Source organism: Cyanobacterium sp. Dongsha4, from assembly GCF_036345015.1.
Classification (GTDB): Bacteria; Cyanobacteriota; Cyanobacteriia; order Cyanobacteriales; family Cyanobacteriaceae; genus PCC-10605.
This window is the reverse complement of the sequence record NZ_CP084098.1, coordinates 959697-983809: the sequence shown is the minus strand read 5'-3', so window position 1 is coordinate 983809 and position 24113 is coordinate 959697. Positions and strand designations below refer to the sequence as shown.

The following is a 24113-nucleotide window of genomic DNA, read 5'->3' as shown; positions in this document are numbered from 1 at the left end:
GCCCACCCTACAATTATACTGGCATACCTAAAATGTCCTCAATTTTCGGCATATCTTCTAAAGCAATAACGCGCCCTTCATCCTCAAAGCCTTCAATCTCATTGAAGTTTAAATAACGGTATAATTCGCCTTTGAAAGGATCGATTTTCTCAGATACGATCGCTCTATATTCTTCCACGGTGGGAATTTTACCCAATAAAGCACAAACTGCCGCTAACTCAGCACTACCGAGATAAACCCTTGCTCCTTTACCCATACGATTATTAAAATTACGGGTAGAAGTTGAGAAAACGGTCGCATTATCCTCAACCCTTGCCTGATTACCCATACATAAAGAACAACCCGGCATTTCAGTTCTCGCTCCTGCCGCCGCAAATACGCCGTAAACCCCTTCATTGCGTAATTGTTGCTCATCCATACGGGTAGGAGGACAAATCCATAAACGACCTTTAACAGTACCTGCACCCTCAAGGATTTTCGCCGCCGCACGGTAGTGTCCGATATTTGTCATACAAGAACCGATGAAAACTTCATCCACTTTATCACCAGCACATTCACTCATCAGTTTAACATTATCAGGGTCATTAGGAGCGGCAACAATCGGCTCTTTGATTTCACTTAAATTGACGGTGATAATATCTGCATATTCAGCATTTTCATCCGCAGACATAAGAGAGGGATTGGCTAACCATTCTTCCATCTTGGCAATACGACGCAATAATGTACGTGCATCTTGATAACCCCGTGCGATCATATTTTTCATTAAACTGACGTTCGATCGCAAGTATTCCGCCACGGTTTCTTCACTTAGTTTGATTGTACTACCAGAACAAGAACGCTCCGCCGTTGCGTCGGTTAACTCGAAAGCCTGTTCCACTTTTAAATCGGGTAAGCCTTCCATTTCCATGATACGCCCGTTAAAGACGTTGATTTTATTCTCCTTACCAACGGTTAACTTACCTTCCTGCATAGCTACCCAGGGAATAGCATTAACGATGTCTCGCAAAGTCACACCGGGTTGCAATTCCCCTGTGAATTTAACTAACACCGACTCAGGCATATCTAAAGGCATCGCCCCTAAAGCCGCCGCAAATGCCACTAAACCAGAACCTGCGGGGAAAGAGATACCCAGAGGGAAACGGGTATGAGAATCGCCACCAGTGCCAACAGTATCGGGCAATAACATACGGTTTAACCAAGAGTGAATGATACCATCCCCGGGGCGTAAAGCAACACCACCACGAGTAGAGAAGAAATCGGGTAATTCCTTGTGGGTTTTGATGTCAACGGGTTTGGGATAAGCCGCAGTATGGCAGAAGGTTTGTAAAGTTAAATCTGCATTGAATCCTAAACAAGCCAATTCCTTTAACTCGTCTCTTGTCATAGGTCCAGTGGTATCTTGAGAACCTACAGTAGTCATCATGGGTTCGCAGGAAGTGCCGGGGCGGATTCCTTCCACACCACAGGCTTTTCCTACCATTTTTTGAGCCAAAGTAAACCCTTTGCCAGTGTCAGCAGGGGCTTGAGGGCGGACAAATAAGTTACTAGGCTCTAATCCCAATGCTTGACGAGTTTTATCGGTTAAGGCACGTCCAATTAAGAGGGGAATGCGTCCTCCTGCTCTCACTTCGTCTAAAATGGTTTCAGGCTTAAGAGTAAAAGTAGTAATAGTGTCGCCATTTTCATTAGTGATTTTGCCCTCATAAGGATAAATGGTGATAACATCCCCAGTATTTAAGTTGGTGACATCGCACTCGATGGGTAATGCTCCAGAATCCTCGGCGGTGTTGAAGAAAATCGGTGCAATTTTACCTCCTAATACATAACCTCCAGATTTTTTATTGGGTACAAAAGGAATTTCATTACCGATGTGCCATAATACGGAATTGATTGCAGACTTACGAGAAGAACCTGTCCCCACTACGTCACCGACATAAGCCACAGGGTGTCCTTTTTCTTTTAATTTAGCAATAGTTTCTAACCCTTCGGGCATTCTCGATTCCAACATCGCAAGGGCGTGTAAGGGAATGTCAGGGCGAGTGGTGGCGTGAGGTGCTGGGGATAAGTCATCGGTGTTGGTTTCACCCGGCACTTTAAACACTGTCACGGTGATGGATTCGGCTACTTTGGGCTTACTGATAAACCATGATGCTTCTGCCCATGCGTCAATGACTTGTTTGGCGTAGGGGTTTGTATCTGCTAATTCTAAGACATCGTTGAAGGCATCGAAGACTAAGAGGGTTTTACTGAGGGCGTTGGCGGCTTCGGATGCTACGGTATTATCAGCAAATTTTAGTAAACTCACGAGGGATTGCACGTTATAACCGCCCATCATTGTACCCAATAAGCTCACTGCACCTTGTTTGGAGATAATGGGGGATGTTAATTCTCCTTTTGCCACTGCGGTTAAAAATCCAGCCTTGACGTAGGATGCTTCATCTACTCCGGGGGGGATGCGATCGCGCAGTAACATCATTAATTCCTCTTTTAATTCCTCTGGGGGATTCTGCAACATTTCGCACAGGTGTGATGTTTGTTCGGCGTTAAGGGGTAAGGGGGGAATGCCTAATTTGGCTCTTTCTTCAACGTGTTGATGATATGTTTCTAACCAAGTCATAGTATTTATGCTTATATTTTTTACAATAATTTACTATTTTAAGCATATCAAGGTCATGAACAAGGGTTTTGTATTCAATGTATCGAGATTATTCTTAACGGATGTGCTATAAATTAATTATTGTTGCAATAAATTTGAATGTAAAAGTATAAATATTTCGGTGATGAAAAGTCATATTAATCATAAATGTCAGCAATGTGGCAATGATTCTGATTTTGAGATACAGAGTTCAGATAATATTGTTTGTAAAAAATGCGGATTTATGTGGAAACCATCCAATCCTATTGATGATATTATTAACACTTTGGATGAGTATGAAAAAAATCCTGAGTCGTTTAAATCCAAAAATAATGATACTGTAAAATCGAACGATATTCAAATCGTATTAGAAGGATGTATTTCTCTAATTGTGTGTATTTTGCTTATTGGATTTGTTTTGTCTCAATGTAATAAGCCACCTTCTTGTAGTAAAGCAAAGGCTGAATTAATACAAAGGGAAAAAGAGTATGAGAAGAGAGCAGTACAATATCTACAAGGAAAAGTTTCATATAATGTTTCTTTGGGTGCCTTATATGCACGTGAAGAAGCAAGAAAAAGAGTCAGGGAGGCTTGTAATTAAAATAATTAATTAGTAAGGCTTATTTTTAATAATGGAGTTTAGCGATGAGCCAGTTACATCCTGAATTTATCACTAAAAATAGAAATAAATAATTTGCAGTTTTACCCTATCAATAATTTGTTAAAATTCAAGATTTATTAGAAGATTTACAAGATTTAAAAAAGCTAAAAAAGAAGAAGAAAACAATCTTTCAATTCCTCTAAGTGAAGTCAAAAAAATACTTAATTTATGATAATTTTTGCCGAGTTAAGGGTGCAATTGTCTGTAGTTAAAGGCTGTTGACCCCTACAATGTAATTAATTAATATCAAATAAAAATTTATTTACAATAAAATCTAAAATAATTAATTATGAAATATAACCCTGATATACATAAACGTCAATCAATTCGTTTAAAAGGATATGATTATTCTCAATCAGGATTTTATTTTATTACCATTTGTTGTTATGAACGTCAATGTTTATTTGGTGAAATTATTAATCATCAAATAATCTTAAATAATTTTGGTGAATTGGTAAAAGAAGAATGGTTAAAATCAGCAGAAATTAGAAGAGAAATTGAATTAGATGAATTTGTTATTATGCCTAATCATTTTCATGGAATTGTAATTATTGATCAACAAATAAATAAAAATATAGAAAATCATCAAAACGTAGGGGCGAACGGCCGTTCGCCCCTACAAACCATTCAATCATCACAGCAACGAATATCAATGAAACCGAAATCATTATCATCATTAATATCAAGTTTTAAATCAGCCACAACTAAAAGAATTAATATTATTCGTAATACACCTAAAAATCCTGTTTGGCAACGTAATTATTATGAGCATATCATTAGAAATGATCAATCTTTAGAGAAAATTAGAGAATATATACAAAATAATTCTTTATCTTGGGAAAATGATCAATTACATCCTAATAACCCTTCTAAATGGTAATAATAATGTAGCTTATTGGAGGAGTTGCGATCGCATTTTTGGAGTGTGAGAGGTGCGTGCTGCGTAGCAGATCCCTTCAGGGTCTAGTTTATTATAAAATATAAGTTGGAACAAATAAAAATATAGTAATGAGATTTTAAATATGACGACAAAATTAGCAGAAATTACAGAAATTATTTTTCAAATTCCTCCAGAATAAATCAATTAATACTAAAAAATAGGAAAAAGACATCAAATTAAATTGCAAGAAATAAGACGAGAAAAGAAAAATGTAACCATTTTCAACCCATAGGGAGATTTCCACCAGTGAGCAGGAAAACAACCATCAGGGGCAGATAAACTAAAATCCCAATCATCATATTCAGAAAATCTGGGTTGTTTATTCTCGTTTAACCATCCTACTTTGTCTGCAAACTTCGTTAAAACTTTCACATCTTGAGCTCTAATGGTATCAATGTCGCCCCCCACTTCATAATAATTTTTTAATTGTACTCCAAAACTGAATTTTCCATTACTATATTTATACCACATCTGATCTATAATCTGTAGGGAATTACACGGGTATTTACTGACATTGTCAGGAGATAGAGTTTCTCTTTGTTCTCCTGCTACTTCTAACATTATTCTAGTGGTTTCTATATCTGCTTCTCGAAAATCTTTATTTTTTAACAATTTTTGTAATTTACCATATCTAGCAATATCTGGTAATAAGATCAATTGTTCTTGTAATTCTTCAATCAGATTTGTTAGGCGACTGACTTCGCTTTCCAATTTTTGTACACGGACTTCAATATCGTTCATAATGGGGAAATATTAACTGATTTTCTTTATAGGTTATCTTATTTCGTTGGAAATTAATCCTAATATTCTAGTATTGGTAACTCTTAATTGTTCATAAACGTGTCTCAATTCATAATCTTTAGTGCTACCAACTTTGACCACGAGAATTAATCCATTTGTTTGAGATGCTATTATTTTACCGTCAGAAAAACTTAATAAGGAAGGACTATCATAAATAATCAAATCAAACTGTTGAGACGCTTGTATTTGTTGCATCATCGTGGACATTGCTTGACCATATAATAAACTACTTGGGTCTGATAATACTTCTCCCACAGTGATGATGGAAAGGTTATGCCATTGACTGGGAGATTGAATCGCATTTTGCCAAGGAATTTTGCCTGTCAGGATATGAGTCAAACCTTGATTATTCTCAACATTTACTAATATATGCAATTGGGGTAGTCGAAAATCTGTATCGACTAATAACACTTTTTGCCCCATACTAGCGGCTACTTTGGCAAGGTTTAAGCTAATAGTTGATTTACCTTCTCTGGGAATTGAAGAACTAATAACAACCGATTTTGAGGGTAAATTAGGGGTTAATAAACTAACATTTGTGTAAAGATTACGAAAAGATTCTAAACTAGAAGATAGTGAAAGTTTGTCTTTTTCTGATGATTCTTTTTGAGGAGAATTGGAGGTAAAAAAATCAGGAATATTTTGTTTTTTAGTAGTTAAATTAATATTTTTATCAAAAGGTATTTCTGCTAAGATGGGCAGTTGGGTAACTGTTTTTAATTTTTTTACATCGTAAATACTGCGATCGCATTTATCTATAATTGAAGCAACTACCGTACCAAAAGTTAAACCTCCAAATAAACCGAATAATAGATTGTAAAGAGGAACGGGATAAACAGGACTTTCTCCCACTTGAGGAGGAGAGATAATTTGCCAATTAAGATTATTTTGAACATTATCTAATTCTAGTTTTTCTCTTGTTTCTAGGAAGCGCTTTAAACTTTCTGTTGAGGTATTTAGTTCTCTTTGTAAATTATTATATTCACGAGTAATGGCGGGTAAATTAGCAATTCTTTGGTTAAGGTTATCTAATACTTTTTGTAAACTATCTTTTTTACTATTTAAAACTTTAATTTCGTCTCTTTTTGCGATTAAATCTTGAGTTAATTTATCCCTCATTTTACTAGGAATTGCGATCGCTTCTTGTAGATTATTAGGATTTTGATTTTCTAAAGAATATCTAGCTTTTTCTTGTTCTATTAAATTAAGAATATTATTTTTTTTGTCTTTTAAGGTAATAATTTGCGGACTTAAATCCGTAAAAACTGCCGACTGTTTTGCCAATTCAATTTCAATTTCTTGTAACTGTTTTAATAAATTTTGATACCTTGGCGATTCTGTTAAATAACTAAGTGCGATCGCTTCTTCAGGAGATAATTTAAGATGTTGTTGAATATTATTATAAGCTGATTCTGCTTCTTGAATTTGTATTTGAGTAGCAAAAAATTCCTTTTCTGTAGCAACTAATTGTTGAGTTAATTCTGTGGCTTGAATTTGTGGATCAATAAACTTATGATCGGTTCTTAATTTTTCTATTTTTGTTTGTAAATTATCAATATTTTTTTCTAAAATAGGTATCTGACTACGAACAAATTTTAAGCCCTCTCCAATATTTTGTTCTCCTGAATTAAGCCCATTTTCTAAATATTCAGAAGCAATAGTATCCAACACAAAAGCGATTTTTTCAGGATCTTCATCTCGAAAACTAACTTCAATTAGTTTTGTTTTATCTAATTGTTTTATATCCAAATTTTCCAAATTCTGTAAATTAATATCCTCATAAATATCTGGATAACGATTAGAAATTTCCTTTAAAATAGGACTTAAAACACTGGCACTACCTAATATTTGAACTTCCGTACTATAGTCAATATTAGTATTCGTATTCGCCCCATCAAGCCCCGTTGCAAGTTGATTTTGCTGTGCTTGGCTTTCCATGGGTTTTTCTACCAACAACATGAATTTACCCTGATAAATAGGAGATTGTTGAAAAGTCCACCAAATAACCCCAGTTGTAATTCCCAAGGTTGCCCCCAAAATAAAAGCCCAACGCCTTTTAAATAATTCTAATAAATAGGGAGTATTACTGTTGTTTTCTATGTTATTTTCTATGAGCGATTGCTCTATTTTTTTCTCCAAATTACTTTCCAATGCGGAGAGAGAAGGGACAAAATCTTGATTTATTTCTCCCGATACAAAAGAATTTTCATCATAATTATTAGACTGTGAAAAAGACGAAATATCAGACCTTTCTGGTAACATTAATAACTCCTAAAATTAAGATAAATTTCCATCAAAAAAACTCTTTATCCCCCCATAATCATTTTACTGAAAAATATTGAAAAATCCTAACAGTGAAAAACTCCTACCAATAGGACCCAAGAAACTTTCCACACTATCCCCAAAAGCTGCGATCGCACTTCGATTAATCACAATTACATCATTATTTTTAAGAATCGGATTTGTTTGCTCATTCACCTCCGCCGCCAAATTGACAGGAATATTTCTTTTTGTAACAGTGCCATTGGGATTAACTCTAATCAACTCAACGGTACTACTATCTGCTCTCCTTTCATCAAAACCCCCTGCCGCTAAAATCGCATTATTCAAAGAAGTATTAGGCTTTAAAACCGTTGAACCCGGATTCCGTACCGAACCAACCACATTAACCACAATCTCATCAGGAGCAAAATTAGCAGAAGCTAACCTTTGAGCCTCACTGGGTTCAAGTTCCTTTGCCGTAGGAATAAAAATTGTATCTCCATCACGCAACAAAACATCCCTATTTATATCTCCCGATTCTAACATTTCCCACAAATTAACCTCTATTTTCTGCTGTTGGGCATCTCTAGTGGTTCTCGAAATCACAATATTTCTAATATCCGCTAACTCCCTAATGCCACCACTTTGTTGTATAGCAGTCGTAAGACGAGGAGGTCCTTGTTCAATGGGTACAGTATAAGAACCAGGGCGATTAACCTCCCCCACAATAGTAACATTGGGCGGTTCAATATATTTAATCCCAAAAGTCGCATCTGCTAATTGTCTATACTCATTAGGATCAATAACATCTTTTTTAGGAACAACAATCACATCACCATCTTTTAATCTCACATCTTGGGCTAAATCTCCTTCTTGCAGTAGTTGCCAAAAATCCAGCACATAAAGCACCTCTTTTCCTTTTTCTTGCCTCTTGAGTTGAATTTGTCGAACATCCGCCGAAACCGTTAATCCCCCTGCGAGGGTAAATAAATCAGAAACCTTTGGTAGAGAAGGAGTATTAGAAGCTATTTGAGTTTGTCCTTCTTTTTGCTGAATTTGAGTACCTCCAGACAAATTGTAGTTCCCCGGCACATTAACCTCTCCCACGATGGCAACTTCTAGGGGTCTAGGTTGCTCTAAAATAACTGTAATGGAAGGACGTTTTAGATAACGACTATATAAACTTGTCAATAAATCATTCACCTCCATAATCGTTTTTCCCCTCACATTAACAGTACCAATCAAAGGAAAAGTAACAGTACCATCATTAAATACTTGTACAACCCCTCCCTGATCAGGTAAACCAAAAACCGTTACTTGAATCACATCTCCAGTATCAAGAGTATAAGCCTTGTTTTCTGGCAAAATAGACCTTTGAGAAGTAGGTTTGAGAGGAGGTAAAGCATTATGTAAAAGACTATCTGAAGATGAAGAGGGAGTTTGTGCTTGAATTGGTTTACAAATACTTATGACAAATAATGGAGAGACATTAAAAATAAGAATAAGAGCTATTTTGGTTAGTGACATCTTGACCATATCATCGATTAAAAATTTAATTTGTTCCTAGGCTAGTTTAAAGATATATAAGTAATCTTGTCCTGTATTTATTATTTTTGAAAGTTATCTTAAGATAATGAGGAACAGTCAAACAAAAAACATTGTAGCAATCATAACTTAATCATTACCAAAATGGCGAAAAAACAGAAATTCCCTCATCTCCTAGGTTCAAAGTGGACAGCCGCACAAAAGACTTGGGGGTGGAGGCATTTTCAAGTAATTAACCGCAAAAATGAAGACAAATGGGTATTTGCAGAAATGATGTCTTCTTGTGATAGCCAAGTGAGATTTTGGATTAACGCTAAACAATTAAAAGATCGTAATTTATGGACTCCGGGGTGGACTCCTTTAAAAAATCTGGAATGAAGGGCAAAGGGCAAACCCCCCTTTCTACCTCCTAAATAGGGGGAGGGCAAGAGGCAAAAGTGTTTAATTAATACTAACTCCAACACCCCAATACCCTAATACCCTAACCCCAAATCCATAAACAATTTTGTTAACAGTATTTATGTTCTTTTAAAATAACAATTAAGATGAATTTAGATTAAGAAATTTTCAAATCTTCCTAATGCAATTAGAGGAAAATAATGACGATATAAATGATAGTTGATATAAAAATGTTGAGGGAATCCAGTACCAGTAAATTCTTTTTCCTCCCATGTGCCTGTTTCTGTTTGAGAAGATATTAAATAATTAATTCCTTTATTAATACTATCCTGTTCAAATTTACCCAAAGCCTTACCTGCATCAAGTAAACCAATTAATGCCCATGCCGTTTGAGAGGCGGTGGAATTTCCTTTACCTTTCAATGCAGGATTTTTATAACTGTCGCAGGTTTCACCCCAACCACCATCAGGATTTTGACAGTTAATTAACCAATTAATACCTTTTTTCATGGCTTCTTGACTGGTTTGAGGTGCAATGACAGCTAATGCTGATAATGCTCCAGATGTGCCATAGATATAGTTAACTCCCCATCTACCAAACCAGCTACCATCATTTTCCTGTTGATGAAGTAAAAATGCGATCGCTTTTTGAATTTTACTAGAAGACATGGGCAAATCACAACTACCCACCATTTCTAATACTCTAGCAGTAATATCCGCCGTCGCAGGATCAATCATCGCCTTTAAATCGGCATAGGGTAGTAAATTTAACCAGTTAGCATCGTTGTTGATGTCAAAAGCCGCCCAACCATAATTATGACATTGCATGGTTTCAATCCAACGCAAACACCGCAAAATGGCTTCTTTTTTCAAGTCTTCTCTGGGTAACTCTAGTTGGTGAAGAGTCATAATTACTACAGAAGAATCATCCATATCAGGATAAAAACGGTTTTCATACTCAAACGCCCAACCCCCGGGTTTGCCGTGAGGATTTTTGACTATCCAATCACCATAATCTAAAATTTGTTTGTCTAATAACCACTCTCCCCCTTTAACTAAAGCAGGATGATTTGGGGCAACTCCTGACTCTACTAAAGCTCGTAAACACCATGCAGTATCCCACACAGGAGAAACACAGGCTTGTACTAAATAATCATCATGGGTTTCAAGGGCAAAATTTTCTACTGCTTCCAATCCCCGTGCTACCATAGGGTCATTGACATGATAGTTAAGAGTTTTGAAGGCAAACAGAGAGTTTAACATCGCAGGAATAATTCCCCCCCAATCTCCTGTTACTTCTTCCCTTTCAATAATCCATTTCTCTGCCGCCCTAATACTTTCTTCTTTGAAGGGTACAAAATTGATGTCTTCGGCAAATTTAAACAGGTTGTCTAATTGTACAAAAATATCTGTCCAATCTCCACTGCGGGGCAACTCATATCTAACATTTTCTTTACCTTCGCTGTATAATTCGTCAAGATTAATTTTTGGTTCGATCTTGAAAACGGGTTTTTGATCAAATACGATTAATAAAGGTACGGTGCTACTTCTTGCCCAACTAGACATTTCATAGATGGTAAAAATAGGATTTTGGGGTAATAACATAATCCAAGGAGGGATAGAAGGCACTCCTCGCCAATCATAGCAACCAATAATTGCTAGGTGAAATTTTGTAAAGATGCGACTTTTGCTAATACCACCCTTACTTAAGATAAATCTTTTCCCTTTGATTAGGGCTTCATCGTCTTGGGCAACACCCAATAGTCTTAATGCCATATAGGCTTCTACTGATGTGCTTAAATCTCCTCCATCACCGTAATATAATTCCCAACCACCGTGTTCTCTCTGTTGCGATCGCAAATAATGTTCTATTTTATGAAGAGGTTTATGGGAGTCAATACCCCAAATTTTATATAATAATACTGCTTCTGCGGTGAGAGTGACATTAGATTCGAGATAGGCACACCAATGACCATCTTTTTCTTGTAGGGAAAATAAATAATCTTGAGCTTGTTTGATTCCAGACTTAACTTTACTATGTTCTACTTTATTCGGATTCGTTAATTGAGCTGTCATAAATAGGAATTATAGCAATGAAACTTAACATTTTCTTTATGATAACCTGAGTTCGATACAATAATTTTTACTGCTCTTAGTTGTTGGACTTCAGAGTGGGTATTTTAGATAAATTAATGATTTAATCCCACCATAAGCTAACTTTTTGCTCAATTTTGAGAGCATTTGCCAAAATTTGTAGCCCAAAATCTGGGTTATCCATGTCAACCCCTTCAAGTAATAGCTTTATTTCCTCATTCATCTCTTGACCAGATTCGGACATCATTGATAACATATCATCCATACAACCATAACCCTGATCAATGACATCAGGACAAAAATCATAAATTTCGATCGCTAATTCTTGTAAATTCTCTGGTAATGTTTGAAAAGATACCGTTACTTGATCATGCCCCACATCAGTGATAGTAACACCAAATCGGCGATCCCAATCCTGAAGTTTATTGATAATGTCTTGAGTAGTGACATCACAATTAATGCCATTGGTTTGATGATGTTTTATCTGCTCTAAATTAATCATCTTTTCTATCAGATATATTTTCCCCAGAAATGGGATTAACTTTTCATTTTCGTTTGTCATTATTTCGATAAGCTTCTATTTCCCATCGATTGTCATTATAGTCAACATCAATAATGAGAGAATAACCTTTATTTTCCAATTCCCTTACGATTTCAGACAAAGGTTTTGCCTTAACTGAGCTTATTTTACGTTTAATTAAGTGGGGCTACTTATAAATTAATAATTTTAATTAAACCTAAAACCTGACACCTGACACCTTTTTTGAGGGATAATTTATCATCCCCAAAGCTAAGATGAGAGAGCCCTAATTATTTGTTAATCGGCACTTGTTGAAGAGTGCTAATAATTTGTGATACCTTTTCTTTCAACTGTTGGCTGGTGTGAGAGTCTAAGAAACTAAGTCTAAATCTTCTTGCTAATATGTCTTCTGGTTTTTGAGCCATTTCATAGCGGTAAACATAAACAACTTCCGCCGTGATAAAGGGGTATTTTGGGGTTAATCTTTCAACGCCTAATTCCCTTGTTATTTCCTGAATTATCAAACTTCTTGAACCATAATAATTGATTAAATGACTTCTTATACATTCATCATCAATATTAGTAGCTAATTGTTTGTTTAGTTCTTTTCTCTCAAAATTTTCTCCCCCCATAACGGGAATTAAAGATGGAGATGAATCGGCAGTGGAAGGAGAAGATAATTGATTAAACACTCTATGGATAGTATCTTTCGCCATTTTGCGGAAAGTAGTCCATTTTCCCCCAGTGATAGTAATTAAACCAGATTTAGAAGTAATTATAGTGTGATCTCGTGATAATTTTGCTGTGGATTTAGCCGCCGCATGGGTAGGGGAAACTAATGGGCGTAAACCACACCACGCAGACAATACATCTTCTCGTTTTACAGTTTTGTCTAAAAATTGATTAGTATATTTGAGCAGATACTGAATTTCGGCTTCGGTGGCTTGGGGATTATCTTCTACTTTTGCTGGTTCATCTGTTGTGCCAATTAAAGTAAAACCTCGCCAAGGTACAATGAAAATAACCCTACCATCTTCAGTCTTAGGTATCAATAATGCACCTTCTCCGGGAGCAAAAGATTTATTTATAACTATATGTACTCCAGAACTGACTTTTAACAATTTTTCTGTGGTAGGTTGATCTAATTCCCTAATAGAATCAGTATAGGGGCCAGTTGCGTTAACGATGATTTGAGCTTTTATTTCAAAAGTTTCTTGGGTTAAAGTATCTTTTACTCTAACTCCTCTACATTTTTCTCCTTCTTTGATAATTTCCGTAACTTCTACATAATTTGCGATCGCAGCTCCATATTCAATAGCTGTCATAGCTACCTCTACATTCAAACGAGCATCATCAAACTGCCCATCATAGTACATGACGCTACCAATCATTCCCTCTGTATTGAGAGTGGGAAATAGCTCTAAAGTTTCTTTTAGACTCAATAACTTGCTTCTACCTAAACTTTGTTTTCCAGATAAAAAATCATACATCAACAGCCCAGAATAGTAATAAGGCATTTGCCAAAACTGATAAAGAGGAATAATCAGAGGTAAGGGTTTTGCTAAATGTGGCGCCATTTGAATGACATTTTTTCTCTCTGCTAAAGCATCTCGTACCAAATTAAATTGATTCCAATCAAATTTTTTGAAAGCCTGTTCTAAATAACGCACTCCCCCATGAAGTAATTTAGTGCTTTTGCTACTTGTACCTTGTGCAAAGTCAAAACGCTCTACCAAACCAGTCTTTAAGCCTCTTCTTGTAGCCTCTAACGCCGATCCAACACCCGTTGCACCACCGCCAATAATCAGACAGTCAAACTCTTGTTGCTTTAGTTTTGTGATTTGGGCTTGTCTTTCGATTAGCTGTGTTTTCATGATAATACAATTCTGATCGTCTCTTTCAGTATAAGCTAAGACTCATTTAACTTACATTTTTAATTCATTTGTCCCTCGATTATCTGGTGCTTCAGAATTTAGTTATGATTAAAATACCAATCTCTAACCAATAACTTTTCTATTTACTTATGCTTCGCTATGCTTATTTTCCCGGATGTGTTGCTCAAGGGGCTTGTAGTGAGTTACACCAATCGACAATAGCCATCTCTCAGGCTTTAGATATTGAATTAATCGAATTAAAAAAAGCGGCTTGTTGTGGTTCTGGAACTTATAAAGAAGACTCACAGTTGTTAGAAGACACCGTAAATGCAAGAAATATCGCCCTTGCAGAATCGTTGAATCTACCTTTACTAACCCACTGTAGCACTTGTCAGGGAGTAATTGGTCATGTGGATGAGAGATTAAAAGAAGCAAAAGAAAATGATGTGGAATATTTTAACCAAGTCAATGGTTTTTTAAAGAAAGAAAATTGCTCACCCTATCAAGGCACAACAGAAGTAAAACATATTTTATGGGCTTTAATTGGTGATTATGGTTTAGATGCACTACAGGAAAAAGTTGTCAAATCTCTTAAAGGTTTAAAGTGTGCCGCTTTTTATGGTTGTTACTTATTAAGGGCGCAAAAACATCTTCCTTTTGATAATCCTTTCAATCCTCAATCATTAGAACAAGTATTTTCAGTATTAGGGGCAACTCCTATATTTTATGAGGGTAGAATCAAATGTTGTGGTTGGCCTCTTTCTAGCTATGCAACAGAACAATCTTTTAAAATGGCAGGAAAGAATCTTTTGGATGCAATCAACAATGGTGCAGACTGTATTGTAACTCCTTGCCCTTTATGTCACCTTAATCTCGATTCTCGTCAACCAGAAGTTGCACAAGTTATACAACAAAAATTAGATTTACCGATTTTACATTTACCCCAATTAGTTGGTTTAGCCTTGGGTATTGAACCTGAAAAATTGGGTCTGAATAATCATGTAGTTTCCACCGCAAAAGTTTTACATTTATTGGGTTATTAATATAATCTTATAAATGAGTAACAGAGTGCGATCGCATCATGCTAGGGCGTGTCTGCAAATTATCAAATTAAGCTGTTGTATGTTTGGTGCTATACAATTACTTAGATTTTGAAATATGAAAAAGTGTCTGATAATTAGTGTAATATCTACGCTAATTAAAATTGCCCATGCTTTTAGGCCCTTCATTACTGTAGAAGTTACGCTAACCAGTTTTTTTTGATAAAGTTTAGTTATAACCAGATAAAAATTGAAGCAATTGTAAGCATAGCTAAGTAATTTACTGCATACTTCTCGTAACGAGTTGCTATTCTTCTATTTTGTTTGAGACGGTTGATTAATCTTTCTACTTGGTTTCTCTCTCGATAAAGACCTTTATTAAAGCGTTCTCGTTTTTTTTCATTACTTTTGCGAGGAATTATGGGAGTTACACCTTTTTTTCGGAGTTTTTCCCGAATTTCTTGACTACTGTACGCTTTATCACCTAAAAAATAGCGAAACCTACTCTTTGGTCTTCCTCTGCCCCTACGTTTTACTTTTCCTCCAGTCAGTAAATCGTCAAAAGCTACGGTGTCATGACGTTCCCCTGAAGTTAGACTCAAAGTTATTGGTTTTCCGAATCCTTCCACTCTAACATGAACTTTGGTGGTAAATCCCCCTTTACTATGCCCTAAATCTTGGTTTTGTTGCCCCCTTTTGCACCCCCTGCCTGTTGATGGGCCCTGATAACTGTACTATCTCCAGAATGGACTTCCCAATCAATCCGTTCCTCATAGTCTGCGATCGTTTGAAGTTTTGCGAGAATTTGCTCCCAAACTTCTGCTTTTCGCCATCGATAGAATCGGCTAGAAACTGTGCTATGAATCCCATAACAAGGTGGTAAATCCCTCCAAGGTGCACCAGTTCTCAAAATCCAGAGAATTCCATTGATTATTTGCCTATGATCTAGATTAGGTCTTCCTTTTGATGGTTTCTGTGGTGGTAATAATGGTTGTAACTTTTCCCATTGTATATCCGTTATATCTTTTCTATTAATTGCTTGGTTAGGATTAAGAGCGATCCCGACGGGATCCGCTTCGCGGCGCGCTTCCATAACATTAATTATTTTAAGTAGTTTTACTCATTTTACCATTTTGCAGACACGCCCTAGCTCTTGAATTTCTTGTTTCCAATAAAATAATTTATGATTGGCACAATAAAAATCATATTGGTAAGTAAATATTAATGAACTCAAAAATCGGCACTCTTTATGGTGTCAGCGTTGGTACAGGAGATCCAGAGTTAATAACAGTTAAAGCCTTAAAAGTCATCCAAAATAGCCCGATAATCGCTTTTCCTGCAGGAATTAATCATAAATTAGGCAAAGCAGAAACTATTATTCAAAATTATTTGCAACCCAATCAAAAAAAATTATCTCTCACTTTTCCCTATACATTGTCTCAAGAAACTTTAGAGAAGGCATGGCAAAAAGTTGCATTACAGGTTTGGGAATTTTTAGAGAAAGGTTTAGATGTGGCTTTTGCTTGTGAAGGAGATATTAGTTTTTATAGCACTTTTACTTATTTAGCTGAATACATCAAAAAAATTGACTCTAATCTCAAAATCGAAAGAATTGCAGGGGTATCTTCCCCAATGGTTGCCGCTTCTGTGTTAGATATTCCTTTAACTATGCAAGATGAAAAATTAGTAGTTTTACCTGCTTTTTATTCAGTGGAAGAGTTAGAAAAAGTTTTGAATTGGGCGGAAGTGATTGTTTTAATGAAAGTAGCTTCTGTTTATGAAAAAGTATGGCTAATTTTAGAGCAAAAAGGGTTATTATCCTCTTCTTATATAGTGGAAAAAGCAACTCAACCAGAAGAAAAAATATATCGTAATCTTACTTTTTTGCCTCATTTACAGTTAAATTACTTTTCTATTTTGATTATCAAAAATAGTCCCCCCAAAACTCAAGCTATCTAATATACCTCAGTTAGGTTTCAGGTTTCGGGTGGCAGGTTTCAGGCATGATATTTCTCTAACTTCAGTTTGGTTTAAGAATATCGGGTAAGTGTCAGGTTGTTGGGATATTAGGGAGAAACGAGAGTTCGCTGCGCTCGTACCGCTTTGCGGTACGGAATTAGGAGTTAGGAGTTAGGGGTTTTTAATTCTTAAATTATCAACTATTTACCTTTGCCCCTTGCCCTTTTCTTCATCACTCATAGATGAAAATTTATCCCGAACTTGGGTAATTTGCCTAGGAGGATGAAAACGCTCTCTAGTTATTCTTTCATCACAGCTTCAGTTAGGTCAGCTCGATCGAAGTTTACCTGACTAATATTAGCATGAACTAAATTGGCTTTAGTTAGATTAGAACGAGTTAAATTAGACCATAATAAATTTGCTTCAGAAAGATTGGCTTCGGAGAAATCCACCATTTTGAGACTACACCAAGTCATCATACTATGATAAAAGTTAGCGCAATGAAAAACACTGTTAGCAAAATTCCCCCCGCTTAAGTTAGCATGACTGAAATTAGCATGGGATGCTTTGATGCCGACACCGTTAACGGAATTCATTTGAGTAAGGGATAGATTGGCATTTTCTAAATTAGTGTTAATCATAATGGCGTTAGTTAAGTTTGCCCCTTGTAAGTTAGCGCCCTGTAAATTAGCATCTGTCAGATTGGCACGACTTAAAAGACTGTTAATCAAAATTGCATGACTCAAATTTGCGTTTTTTAAAATAGCATCATGTAATAATGCACAAATTAACTTACTGTGACTAAAGTTACTATGACTCAGATTCGCATTTCTTAAACTAGCATCAGTGAGATCACTATTTTGAAAATCTCCTCTAATTAATTGGGATTGAATCAAGTTAACGGCACTTAAATCTCCTTTGATAACGGCATTTTCTAAGTTTGCTTCTTTTAAATTGGCCTGAGTAAGAAAACATCCTTCAAAACAAGCACCACTCAAATTAGCTTCCTTTAAATTAATTCTGTGAAGCACTATGTTGGTTAATTTTTGATTTTGAAGATCAACTTTTTGAAAGTTTGTTTCCCCTCGGTTATATCTTTCTATCAATTCTTGGGCATCCATCTTGAAATTTACCTTTGCTATACTTCACTTCGTTAGGTTAGTTTGCTTAATAATTCACGGGCGATTTTTTTTGCACCCCCTGCACTTCCTAATCTTTTTTTACCATTAACTGAGATTGATTGCCATAAATCTGGGTTAGAAAGTAATTCTTGCACTTTATCTTTTACTTGTTGGGGATTTTCCACCAGTTGTAAGGATATTCCTAATAAACGGCTTTGATTCTTAGCAAATTTTGGGTTATACTGCGCCCCAGTACCAGCAAATGCGATCGCAGGTTTTCCTAAGCCGACAAACTGTTCTGTTGCTGTACCTGCCATAGCTATTGATATATCACAATATTGTAAAGTTTGAGCATAACTATTTTGACTCAAGATTAATTGAGCGTTATTTTTAGTAAGAATCATTTTATCAGGATCTTCAATGGGTATGTTAACTGATTTTTTTTGAGTTGAATTCCATTGAAATTTTTGGGCAATCTCAGCAAAGTCATCTAAGTTTAAAGAAGATGCGATCGCACCTATAAATCTTAAATCTAAATCATGAATTTCTAATAAACTATCTACAGCCGAAAGAATTAATTGCCAGTTATCGAGGGCTTCTGGTAATCTTGAACCGGGTAATAATAATACTTTTAAGGTATATTCATCATCTCGATTTTGGGTAGAAGAAAAGGATATATCCACATCATCCATCATCGGGTTGCCATAATCATAAGCTCGAATACCGTAATTTTGCAAAGATTCAACCGTTAAACTATCTCTGGGGAAAACACCTAAACAAGATTTTCTGCTCATTAACCAACGCTCCCAAGGATAATAAATCGAACCCAAAAAGCGATCGATAATACTAACATCTTCTAACCACCCCTCTTCATTTCTTAAATAATATTCAGATTTTGCTGTGCCGACAAAAAAATAATTAACACCACTTAAGTTTGCCCAAAGTAAAGGTAAAATATCTCCCACTGCCAGAATTAAACCCCCTTCCTTACTCCACTGTTTAACTTGTTGATACTGATGAAGAGTTAAACCCACTAAGCCACTTTTAACATCTTGCCATAACTGGCGACTATCCATATAAATAAACCCCCCCGAAGGCATTTTTTGCACTTTTCCTAATAGGGGTATATCTATTTTTTGATAAGCAAAGCCTTCCCCTACCATAGGCAAAGCAGTAATATCGATTTGGGGATACTCTTGGTTAGAATCAGAAGAAAAATTAATTGTTTGTAGTTTCCATAATTCTTGAATAATTTTGACGGCAATTACATCCTCTCCATGGCCATTACTAATTACTAACAAACGGCGATTCATTGACTTGATCATACCTGAGTTCGCTATAAAATTTTTGTTGATGTAAAAAGGATGCTCGTTAAAGGGGCAAAGGGCAAGAGGCAAAAAGCAAGAGTATTTAATTAATTTCCCCCCAATCCCCTACTAATACCCTATTTCTCCCTAACACCTCAATACCCTAAAGCACTAAAACTTTATTATCTAATCTGCCAATAGTTTTTGTTTGTTATAAATTCATAGGAACGATAAAAATTTTCTGCGGGGTTGATTTTGATTCCTTCATTACTAATATAAGCAATTTCTGGGGTATAGTTATCAGGAAGATTGTCGGGGGCGCGAGCAACTAAATCCGCAATACGTAATTGAGTGGGTAACATTTTTAATGCCATAATTAATGCCTGTTTATTACCATTCGCACCTGCATGGGCAATTCCTCTTAAGTTACCCCAGATTAAGACATCGCCCCCTGCAATAATTGTTGCTCCGGGATTGACATCCCCGGCAATTATGATGGTGCTAGGATGACAAATTTCTACTCCTGAGCGAATGGTTGTTTTTAAGTATAAAGGTTCTGTGAGAGCTTGATTTTCTTCTTTTTTGTCTTCCTTGGTGTCGTTAAAGATGGGTAAAGATGATTCTTGCTTCACAGAATAACCGGCACTGGCTACCGCTACGGCAGTTTGACGACGACGGGTAATGATAATATCTAAGGTTAAGCCAATGTTTTCTAGTATTCCCTTTAATTCGTTTAATTGTCTTGTATCTAAGAGGCGATCGCCACTTTTAATTGTTGTTTTTGTACCTAATTGCCAAGATTTGTCTATTTTCTGCAATCTAATTTTAAAATCATCAATAATTCTGCCCCACTGATTAGCTTCACTTTTATTAACTGGGGGAAGATTAATTTCTACCATTTCCCCTTTTTTAATAATGCTAATTTGTTCTTTGCTACTCAATAATTTTAATGGGGGAGGTGTGGGAGATTCTGTGAGAGAATCCTGATTTTCTGTTTCAATAGACATTTTCTTGATAATGAGTAATGAATAGGGGTGATAGGGAAAAGGGCAAAGGTAAATAATTTATAGTTTATAGTTAATAATAAATAATAAAAAACGCCTGACACCTGAAATCTAACATGATAAACAAGTGCTAATGGTCAGTTAAATATGATTGTTTGTTTTCCTTCAACTACTTTACCAATTAAAAAAGTATCAATACCACTACTTTGAAAATGTTGAATTGTTTTATCTGCTTCTTGGGTTTCCACAATCACCACAAAACCAACTCCCATATTAAAGGTATTAAGCATATCTTCTAAGGACACATTACCTTTTTTCCCTAACCATTGGAATATAGGAGGAATTGTCCAACTATCTAATTTTACTTCTATAGATTTATCTGTCGGCAAACAACGGGGTAAGTTTTCGGGGATGCCTCCTCCTGTAATGTGTGCCATTCCTTTTATGGGGATTCCTGCTTTTAATGCTGACAACACTGGTTTTACATATAATTTGGTGGGAGTTAAACAAATTTCTCCTAGGGTTTTGTCTCCTAATTCTTCACATTGATAATCCCAACTTAAGCCTTCAGATTCAATTATTTTACGTACTAGAGAAAAACCATTACTGTGAATACCACTACTAGAAAGTGCGATCGCAACATTTCCCGTTTGAATAGCACTACCATCAATAATCCTACTTTTTTCCACAATACCAACACAAAAACCAGCTATATCATACTCACCCTGTTGATAAAATCCCGGCATTTCTGCTGTTTCTCCTCCCAACAACGCACAACCACTCTCTTTACAGCCGATCACAATACCATTGATAACTTCTGCTAATTGATTACCATTTAATTTGCCTGTAGCTAAATAATCCAGAAAGAATAAAGGTTCAGCCCCCGAAGTAAGAATGTCATTAACACACATCGCCACTAAATCAATTCCCACAGTATCATGACGATTCAATTGATGAGCAATTTTTAATTTTGTCCCAACACCATCTGTCCCTGAAATTAAGACAGGTTGCTGATAACCTGCAGGAATTTCAAAGCAACCACCAAACCCTCCCAAACCGCCCAAAACCTCTTTACGATAGGTACTAGCTACATTTTCAGATATTTTTTTAACAAATTCTCTTCCCGCTTCTACGTCAACTCCTGCCTGTTTATAATCCATTGCGCAATCTCCTTTAGATAAATTTTTTCAATAGATGAAATTTTACTCTTTAAATTGATCAAATTTTCTTATCGTATCGACACGGGAATTATTGATCATTTTTTGACGAAATTATCATACCATTATTGTCTAATTTTGGTCAAAATTTATCCTTTAAAAGAGTTTGTTTTATGAGATAATTTCACCCTAATAACCTTTTTTTCCTTTGTAAATCAATTCATTAGCCTCTCTTGATTTTTTGAGTATTTATGTAACCACTAGAAGCATAATGCCTTAAGTTATTTTCTTACTCAAAATACAAATATTTTTATAGATTCTATTTTTTTTACTTGTATTTAGTCGTTTAATTGATTAGTTATTTAAAACATTGAGAGCTTTTTTAAAATTAAATAAACTAACTATTCTACATATTAAAATTTATTTTATCTACTTATATAATCAATCTAAATATTACAATATGCTTTAAATAAGAAATAATTAACCATAAGTAAAAATCCTTATGTTAACTTAATTTAAGTTCACTCACATAGATAAAGTGTCATTCACAAGGAGCAAACTAACAGAAAACCTCAATATTAAAGGCTTTCATTGTTCACTAAAGAAACATTATGGATAACAAAAATTGTCAAAGAGCTGTAAGAACAGCCTTATCAACTATCATCGGATTAAGTATCAGTGGAGTTTTAATTGCCCCAACTGTTCGAGCTAATGGCTATCAAGCACAAGATGGCGAAGTCACTTCTCCGATTCATAATGTCCTAGCGAAAACCTCTACCGCCCCAGTCAAAGAATTCCTCGTTACCAAACTCTATCAACATCAGTGGAATGATCAAGATGCGGTTACGCTTCACTATAACAATATTCCCCTACTAACATTTCTTGATACTCCTGATGGAAAAGCAATCAATAACGCCACTAATTTTGCGAAAAAACTAGAACAACTATCTTCCAACTCTGCTCAAGCATCAGAAATTAACGTTGCTTGGAATGCAAAAACTGAAGACTATGTAATCACTTTTGCTAATGCCGAGTTAGTAAGAGTTAACCAATACGTTATCTTACCAGATAGCACTGAAGATTTAGCCCATGATGCTTTACAGGCTACTAATCGTTTGCGTCGTTTAATGGGTAATGCAACTCCTTTAAAGGAAGTTAAAGGGCAACCTAAAATTGTTGCAAAAAAACAAACTCAAAAAGCGACATTTGCGGGGGTCAAAAATTTACGCAAGGCGGCACAGGGGATTGCGTCTTGGTATGGGCCCGGTTTTCATGGACGAAGGACTGCTAGTGGGGAAAAATTCAACCAGAATGCTTTAACTGCGGCTCATCGCTCTTTACCTTTCGGCACAAGAGTTAAGGTTACTAATCTTAATAATGGTCGCTCAGTGGTAGTGCGTATTAATGATAGAGGACCTCATGTTCGTGGTCGTATTGTCGATTTATCGGCTGGAGCGGCAAGGGTAATTGGCTTGAAAAGTAGTGGAGTTGCACCCGTCCGTATTCAAATTCTAGGACAGTAAGCTCCACTCTCACCGCAGAGCATTTTTAAAGTAAGTGGGAGAAAATGTTTGGTTTTAGGGTGTTAGATCCCCCTGAATCCTTCTTATGTAAGGGGGAATTTCGGTTCAAAACCAGTTTTGATAACTTTTTCAACATCCTCTTAAGCCGTAAGGAAGAAACATTGGAATAGTCAATATCTGGTTATAAAACATTACCATTTATCTATTAACTCTGGCTAACTAGGCGACAATGTCCTTCTCCCACGTGACCTAAAGATTGAAGATTTTTTTCTAGTTTTTCATAATCTTCTGGGGATAGTTGGGCTTTCATGGTTGCTAAATCAATATTCAATTCTCCATTATTAGACAGTTGTGCTAAGGGTTGAAATCCGATCGCACCTACATTAATATCATCTTCTGGGGTTGCCTCTCCATCTCCAAAAATATGGTCAAAATGGAAAGTTGTTTCTAATTGGGCATCTTTCCCCGCTTCTAAAACCCCTTTTCTTTCATCTCCCACAAATTCCCCACATCTATACTCTAGGGGCATAGGTAAGTTAATAACAAAATTAATAGTTTCACCATCTTTGACAGCTATACCATCAAGAACAATACTGGAATTGGTTTGAGCATCATTAATTAATTTCCACGAAATAGCATTATATACTCCCGTAGGTGCGATCGCTTCTGCTACAGTTATAGGGGGGGCATTTTCATCTCCTTGAGCCAAATCAATAGTTATCGCATCGTCAACTAAAATGATAGACTCAGAAGCGTTAATATTCTCGTCACTTTCAGCATTAAAAGGTGGATCTGTTTGATATGCAACGACTTCATCAAGAGTAACATAAGCATGATTAAAATCGATACGCCATCCATCTTTACTGGTAAAGCCCTGACGAATAAAATCTTCCCCATTTGCCACAAGGGTTAGAGTTTCTCCTGTAGAATCCTCATTTTCGCTCACAGTGGTATTAGAGGAGCTATTACCGCAAGAAGAAAGAAATAAGATAGCAATAAAGCCAACAAAACTAAAATTAAACCAATTTTTCACAATTATTAAGATTTGCAGATATTTTATCGAACAACTTTAATAATGAAAGAGTATTTATTTTTCTTCAATGCTATAACCCCCCATAGGTATTAATATCAGTTCGGTTCAACAATATTGGAGAAGGGTAAGTTTCAGGTTAGAGGTGTTAGGGTGTTGGGGTATTAGGGTATTAGGGTATTGGGGAGAAAAGAGTTAGGAATTAGGGGTTTTTAATTCTTAATTCTCAACTATTTACCTGT

Annotated in this window: 18 protein-coding genes and 1 pseudogene; 6 read left to right on the top strand and 13 right to left on the bottom strand. The window is 35.9% G+C overall.

The window, feature by feature from the left end:
* Window positions 1–13: 13 nt before the first annotated feature.
* On the bottom strand, window positions 14–2617 hold the full coding sequence (acnB, locus tag Dongsha4_RS04170; protein WP_330204483.1) for a bifunctional aconitate hydratase 2/2-methylisocitrate dehydratase: 2604 nt from the start codon (window positions 2615–2617) through the stop codon (window positions 14–16).
* Between the two features lie 163 nt (window positions 2618–2780).
* Here acnB and Dongsha4_RS04165 point away from each other — a divergent pair, with 163 nt between their 5' ends.
* Window positions 2781–3236: a hypothetical protein gene (locus Dongsha4_RS04165; RefSeq protein WP_330204482.1), complete on the top strand. Its 456-nt coding sequence runs from the start codon at window positions 2781–2783 to the stop codon at window positions 3234–3236.
* A 349-nt stretch (window positions 3237–3585) separates the two neighbouring features.
* Window positions 3586–4176 (top strand): transposase, encoded by a 591-nt coding sequence (locus tag Dongsha4_RS04160; RefSeq protein WP_330204481.1) that lies wholly within the window; start codon window positions 3586–3588, stop codon window positions 4174–4176.
* Window positions 4177–4407: 231 nt separating this feature from the next.
* On the opposite strand, the gene Dongsha4_RS04155 is transcribed toward Dongsha4_RS04160, so the two are convergent.
* The 3 genes from Dongsha4_RS04155 to Dongsha4_RS04145 all read right to left on the bottom strand — a co-directional run bounded on the left by Dongsha4_RS04155 (window position 4408) and on the right by Dongsha4_RS04145 (window position 8826).
* Window positions 4408–4977, bottom strand: coding sequence for a GUN4 domain-containing protein (locus Dongsha4_RS04155; RefSeq protein WP_330204480.1), 570 nt, complete (start codon window positions 4975–4977; stop codon window positions 4408–4410).
* Window positions 4978–5010: 33 nt separating this feature from the next.
* Window positions 5011–7299 carry a polysaccharide biosynthesis tyrosine autokinase gene (locus Dongsha4_RS04150; protein ID WP_330204479.1) on the bottom strand — a complete coding sequence of 763 codons (2289 nt, stop codon included), beginning with the start codon at window positions 7297–7299 and terminating at the stop codon, window positions 5011–5013.
* A 63-nt stretch (window positions 7300–7362) separates the two neighbouring features.
* On the bottom strand, window positions 7363–8826 hold the full coding sequence (locus Dongsha4_RS04145) for an SLBB domain-containing protein (protein ID WP_330204478.1): 1464 nt from the start codon (window positions 8824–8826) through the stop codon (window positions 7363–7365).
* 162 nt (window positions 8827–8988) lie between these two features.
* On the opposite strand from Dongsha4_RS04145, the gene Dongsha4_RS04140 reads away from it, so the two are divergent.
* On the top strand, window positions 8989–9222 hold the full coding sequence (locus Dongsha4_RS04140; protein ID WP_015219481.1) for a TIGR02450 family Trp-rich protein: 234 nt from the start codon (window positions 8989–8991) through the stop codon (window positions 9220–9222).
* Between the two features lie 173 nt (window positions 9223–9395).
* Here Dongsha4_RS04140 and shc read toward each other — a convergent pair whose 3' ends face one another.
* The 3 genes from shc to Dongsha4_RS04125 all read right to left on the bottom strand — a co-directional run bounded on the left by shc (window position 9396) and on the right by Dongsha4_RS04125 (window position 13730).
* Window positions 9396–11318: a squalene--hopene cyclase gene (gene shc, locus Dongsha4_RS04135; RefSeq protein ID WP_330204477.1), complete on the bottom strand. Its 1923-nt coding sequence runs from the start codon at window positions 11316–11318 to the stop codon at window positions 9396–9398.
* 121 nt (window positions 11319–11439) lie between these two features.
* A complete protein-coding gene (locus Dongsha4_RS04130) occupies window positions 11440–11898 on the bottom strand; it encodes a DUF4253 domain-containing protein (RefSeq protein WP_330204476.1) in 459 nt (152 codons plus the stop codon).
* A 248-nt stretch (window positions 11899–12146) separates the two neighbouring features.
* Window positions 12147–13730, bottom strand: a complete 1584-nt coding sequence (locus Dongsha4_RS04125; protein WP_330204475.1) for a glycerol-3-phosphate dehydrogenase/oxidase — start codon at window positions 13728–13730, stop codon at window positions 12147–12149.
* A gap of 149 nt (window positions 13731–13879) precedes the next feature.
* On the opposite strand from Dongsha4_RS04125, the gene Dongsha4_RS04120 reads away from it, so the two are divergent.
* A complete protein-coding gene (locus Dongsha4_RS04120) occupies window positions 13880–14773 on the top strand; it encodes a CoB--CoM heterodisulfide reductase iron-sulfur subunit B family protein (RefSeq protein WP_330204474.1) in 894 nt (297 codons plus the stop codon).
* 230 nt (window positions 14774–15003) lie between these two features.
* On the opposite strand, the pseudogene Dongsha4_RS04115 reads toward Dongsha4_RS04120, so the two are convergent.
* Window positions 15004–15863 (bottom strand): annotated as a pseudogene (locus Dongsha4_RS04115) (IS5 family transposase).
* Between the two features lie 131 nt (window positions 15864–15994).
* Here Dongsha4_RS04115 and Dongsha4_RS04110 point away from each other — a divergent pair.
* Complete coding sequence (locus Dongsha4_RS04110) at window positions 15995–16729, top strand: precorrin-2 C(20)-methyltransferase (protein ID WP_330204473.1); 735 nt, start codon at window positions 15995–15997, stop codon at window positions 16727–16729.
* 299 nt (window positions 16730–17028) lie between these two features.
* Here the strand turns inward: Dongsha4_RS04110 and Dongsha4_RS04105 are convergent, their stop codons facing one another.
* From Dongsha4_RS04105 to purM, 4 genes are all read right to left on the bottom strand, one after another.
* Window positions 17029–17850 carry a pentapeptide repeat-containing protein gene (locus Dongsha4_RS04105; RefSeq protein ID WP_330204472.1) on the bottom strand — a complete coding sequence of 274 codons (822 nt, stop codon included), beginning with the start codon at window positions 17848–17850 and terminating at the stop codon, window positions 17029–17031.
* Window positions 17851–17882: 32 nt separating this feature from the next.
* Window positions 17883–19175, bottom strand: a complete 1293-nt coding sequence (locus tag Dongsha4_RS04100) for a lipid-A-disaccharide synthase-related protein (protein ID WP_330204471.1) — start codon at window positions 19173–19175, stop codon at window positions 17883–17885.
* Between the two features lie 164 nt (window positions 19176–19339).
* The gene (gene minC, locus Dongsha4_RS04095) at window positions 19340–20164 is read right to left on the bottom strand and encodes a septum site-determining protein MinC (RefSeq protein ID WP_330204470.1); all 825 of its coding nucleotides are present in this window, start codon (window positions 20162–20164) and stop codon (window positions 19340–19342) included.
* Between the two features lie 134 nt (window positions 20165–20298).
* Window positions 20299–21321, bottom strand: coding sequence for a phosphoribosylformylglycinamidine cyclo-ligase (gene purM / locus Dongsha4_RS04090; protein WP_330204469.1), 1023 nt, complete (start codon window positions 21319–21321; stop codon window positions 20299–20301).
* A gap of 608 nt (window positions 21322–21929) precedes the next feature.
* Here purM and Dongsha4_RS04085 point away from each other — a divergent pair.
* Window positions 21930–22841: a septal ring lytic transglycosylase RlpA family protein gene (locus Dongsha4_RS04085; RefSeq protein WP_330204468.1), complete on the top strand. Its 912-nt coding sequence runs from the start codon at window positions 21930–21932 to the stop codon at window positions 22839–22841.
* A 205-nt stretch (window positions 22842–23046) separates the two neighbouring features.
* Here Dongsha4_RS04085 and Dongsha4_RS04080 read toward each other — a convergent pair whose 3' ends face one another.
* Window positions 23047–23874, bottom strand: a complete 828-nt coding sequence (locus Dongsha4_RS04080) for a DUF4382 domain-containing protein (protein ID WP_330204467.1) — start codon at window positions 23872–23874, stop codon at window positions 23047–23049.
* Window positions 23875–24113 lie beyond the last annotated feature (239 nt).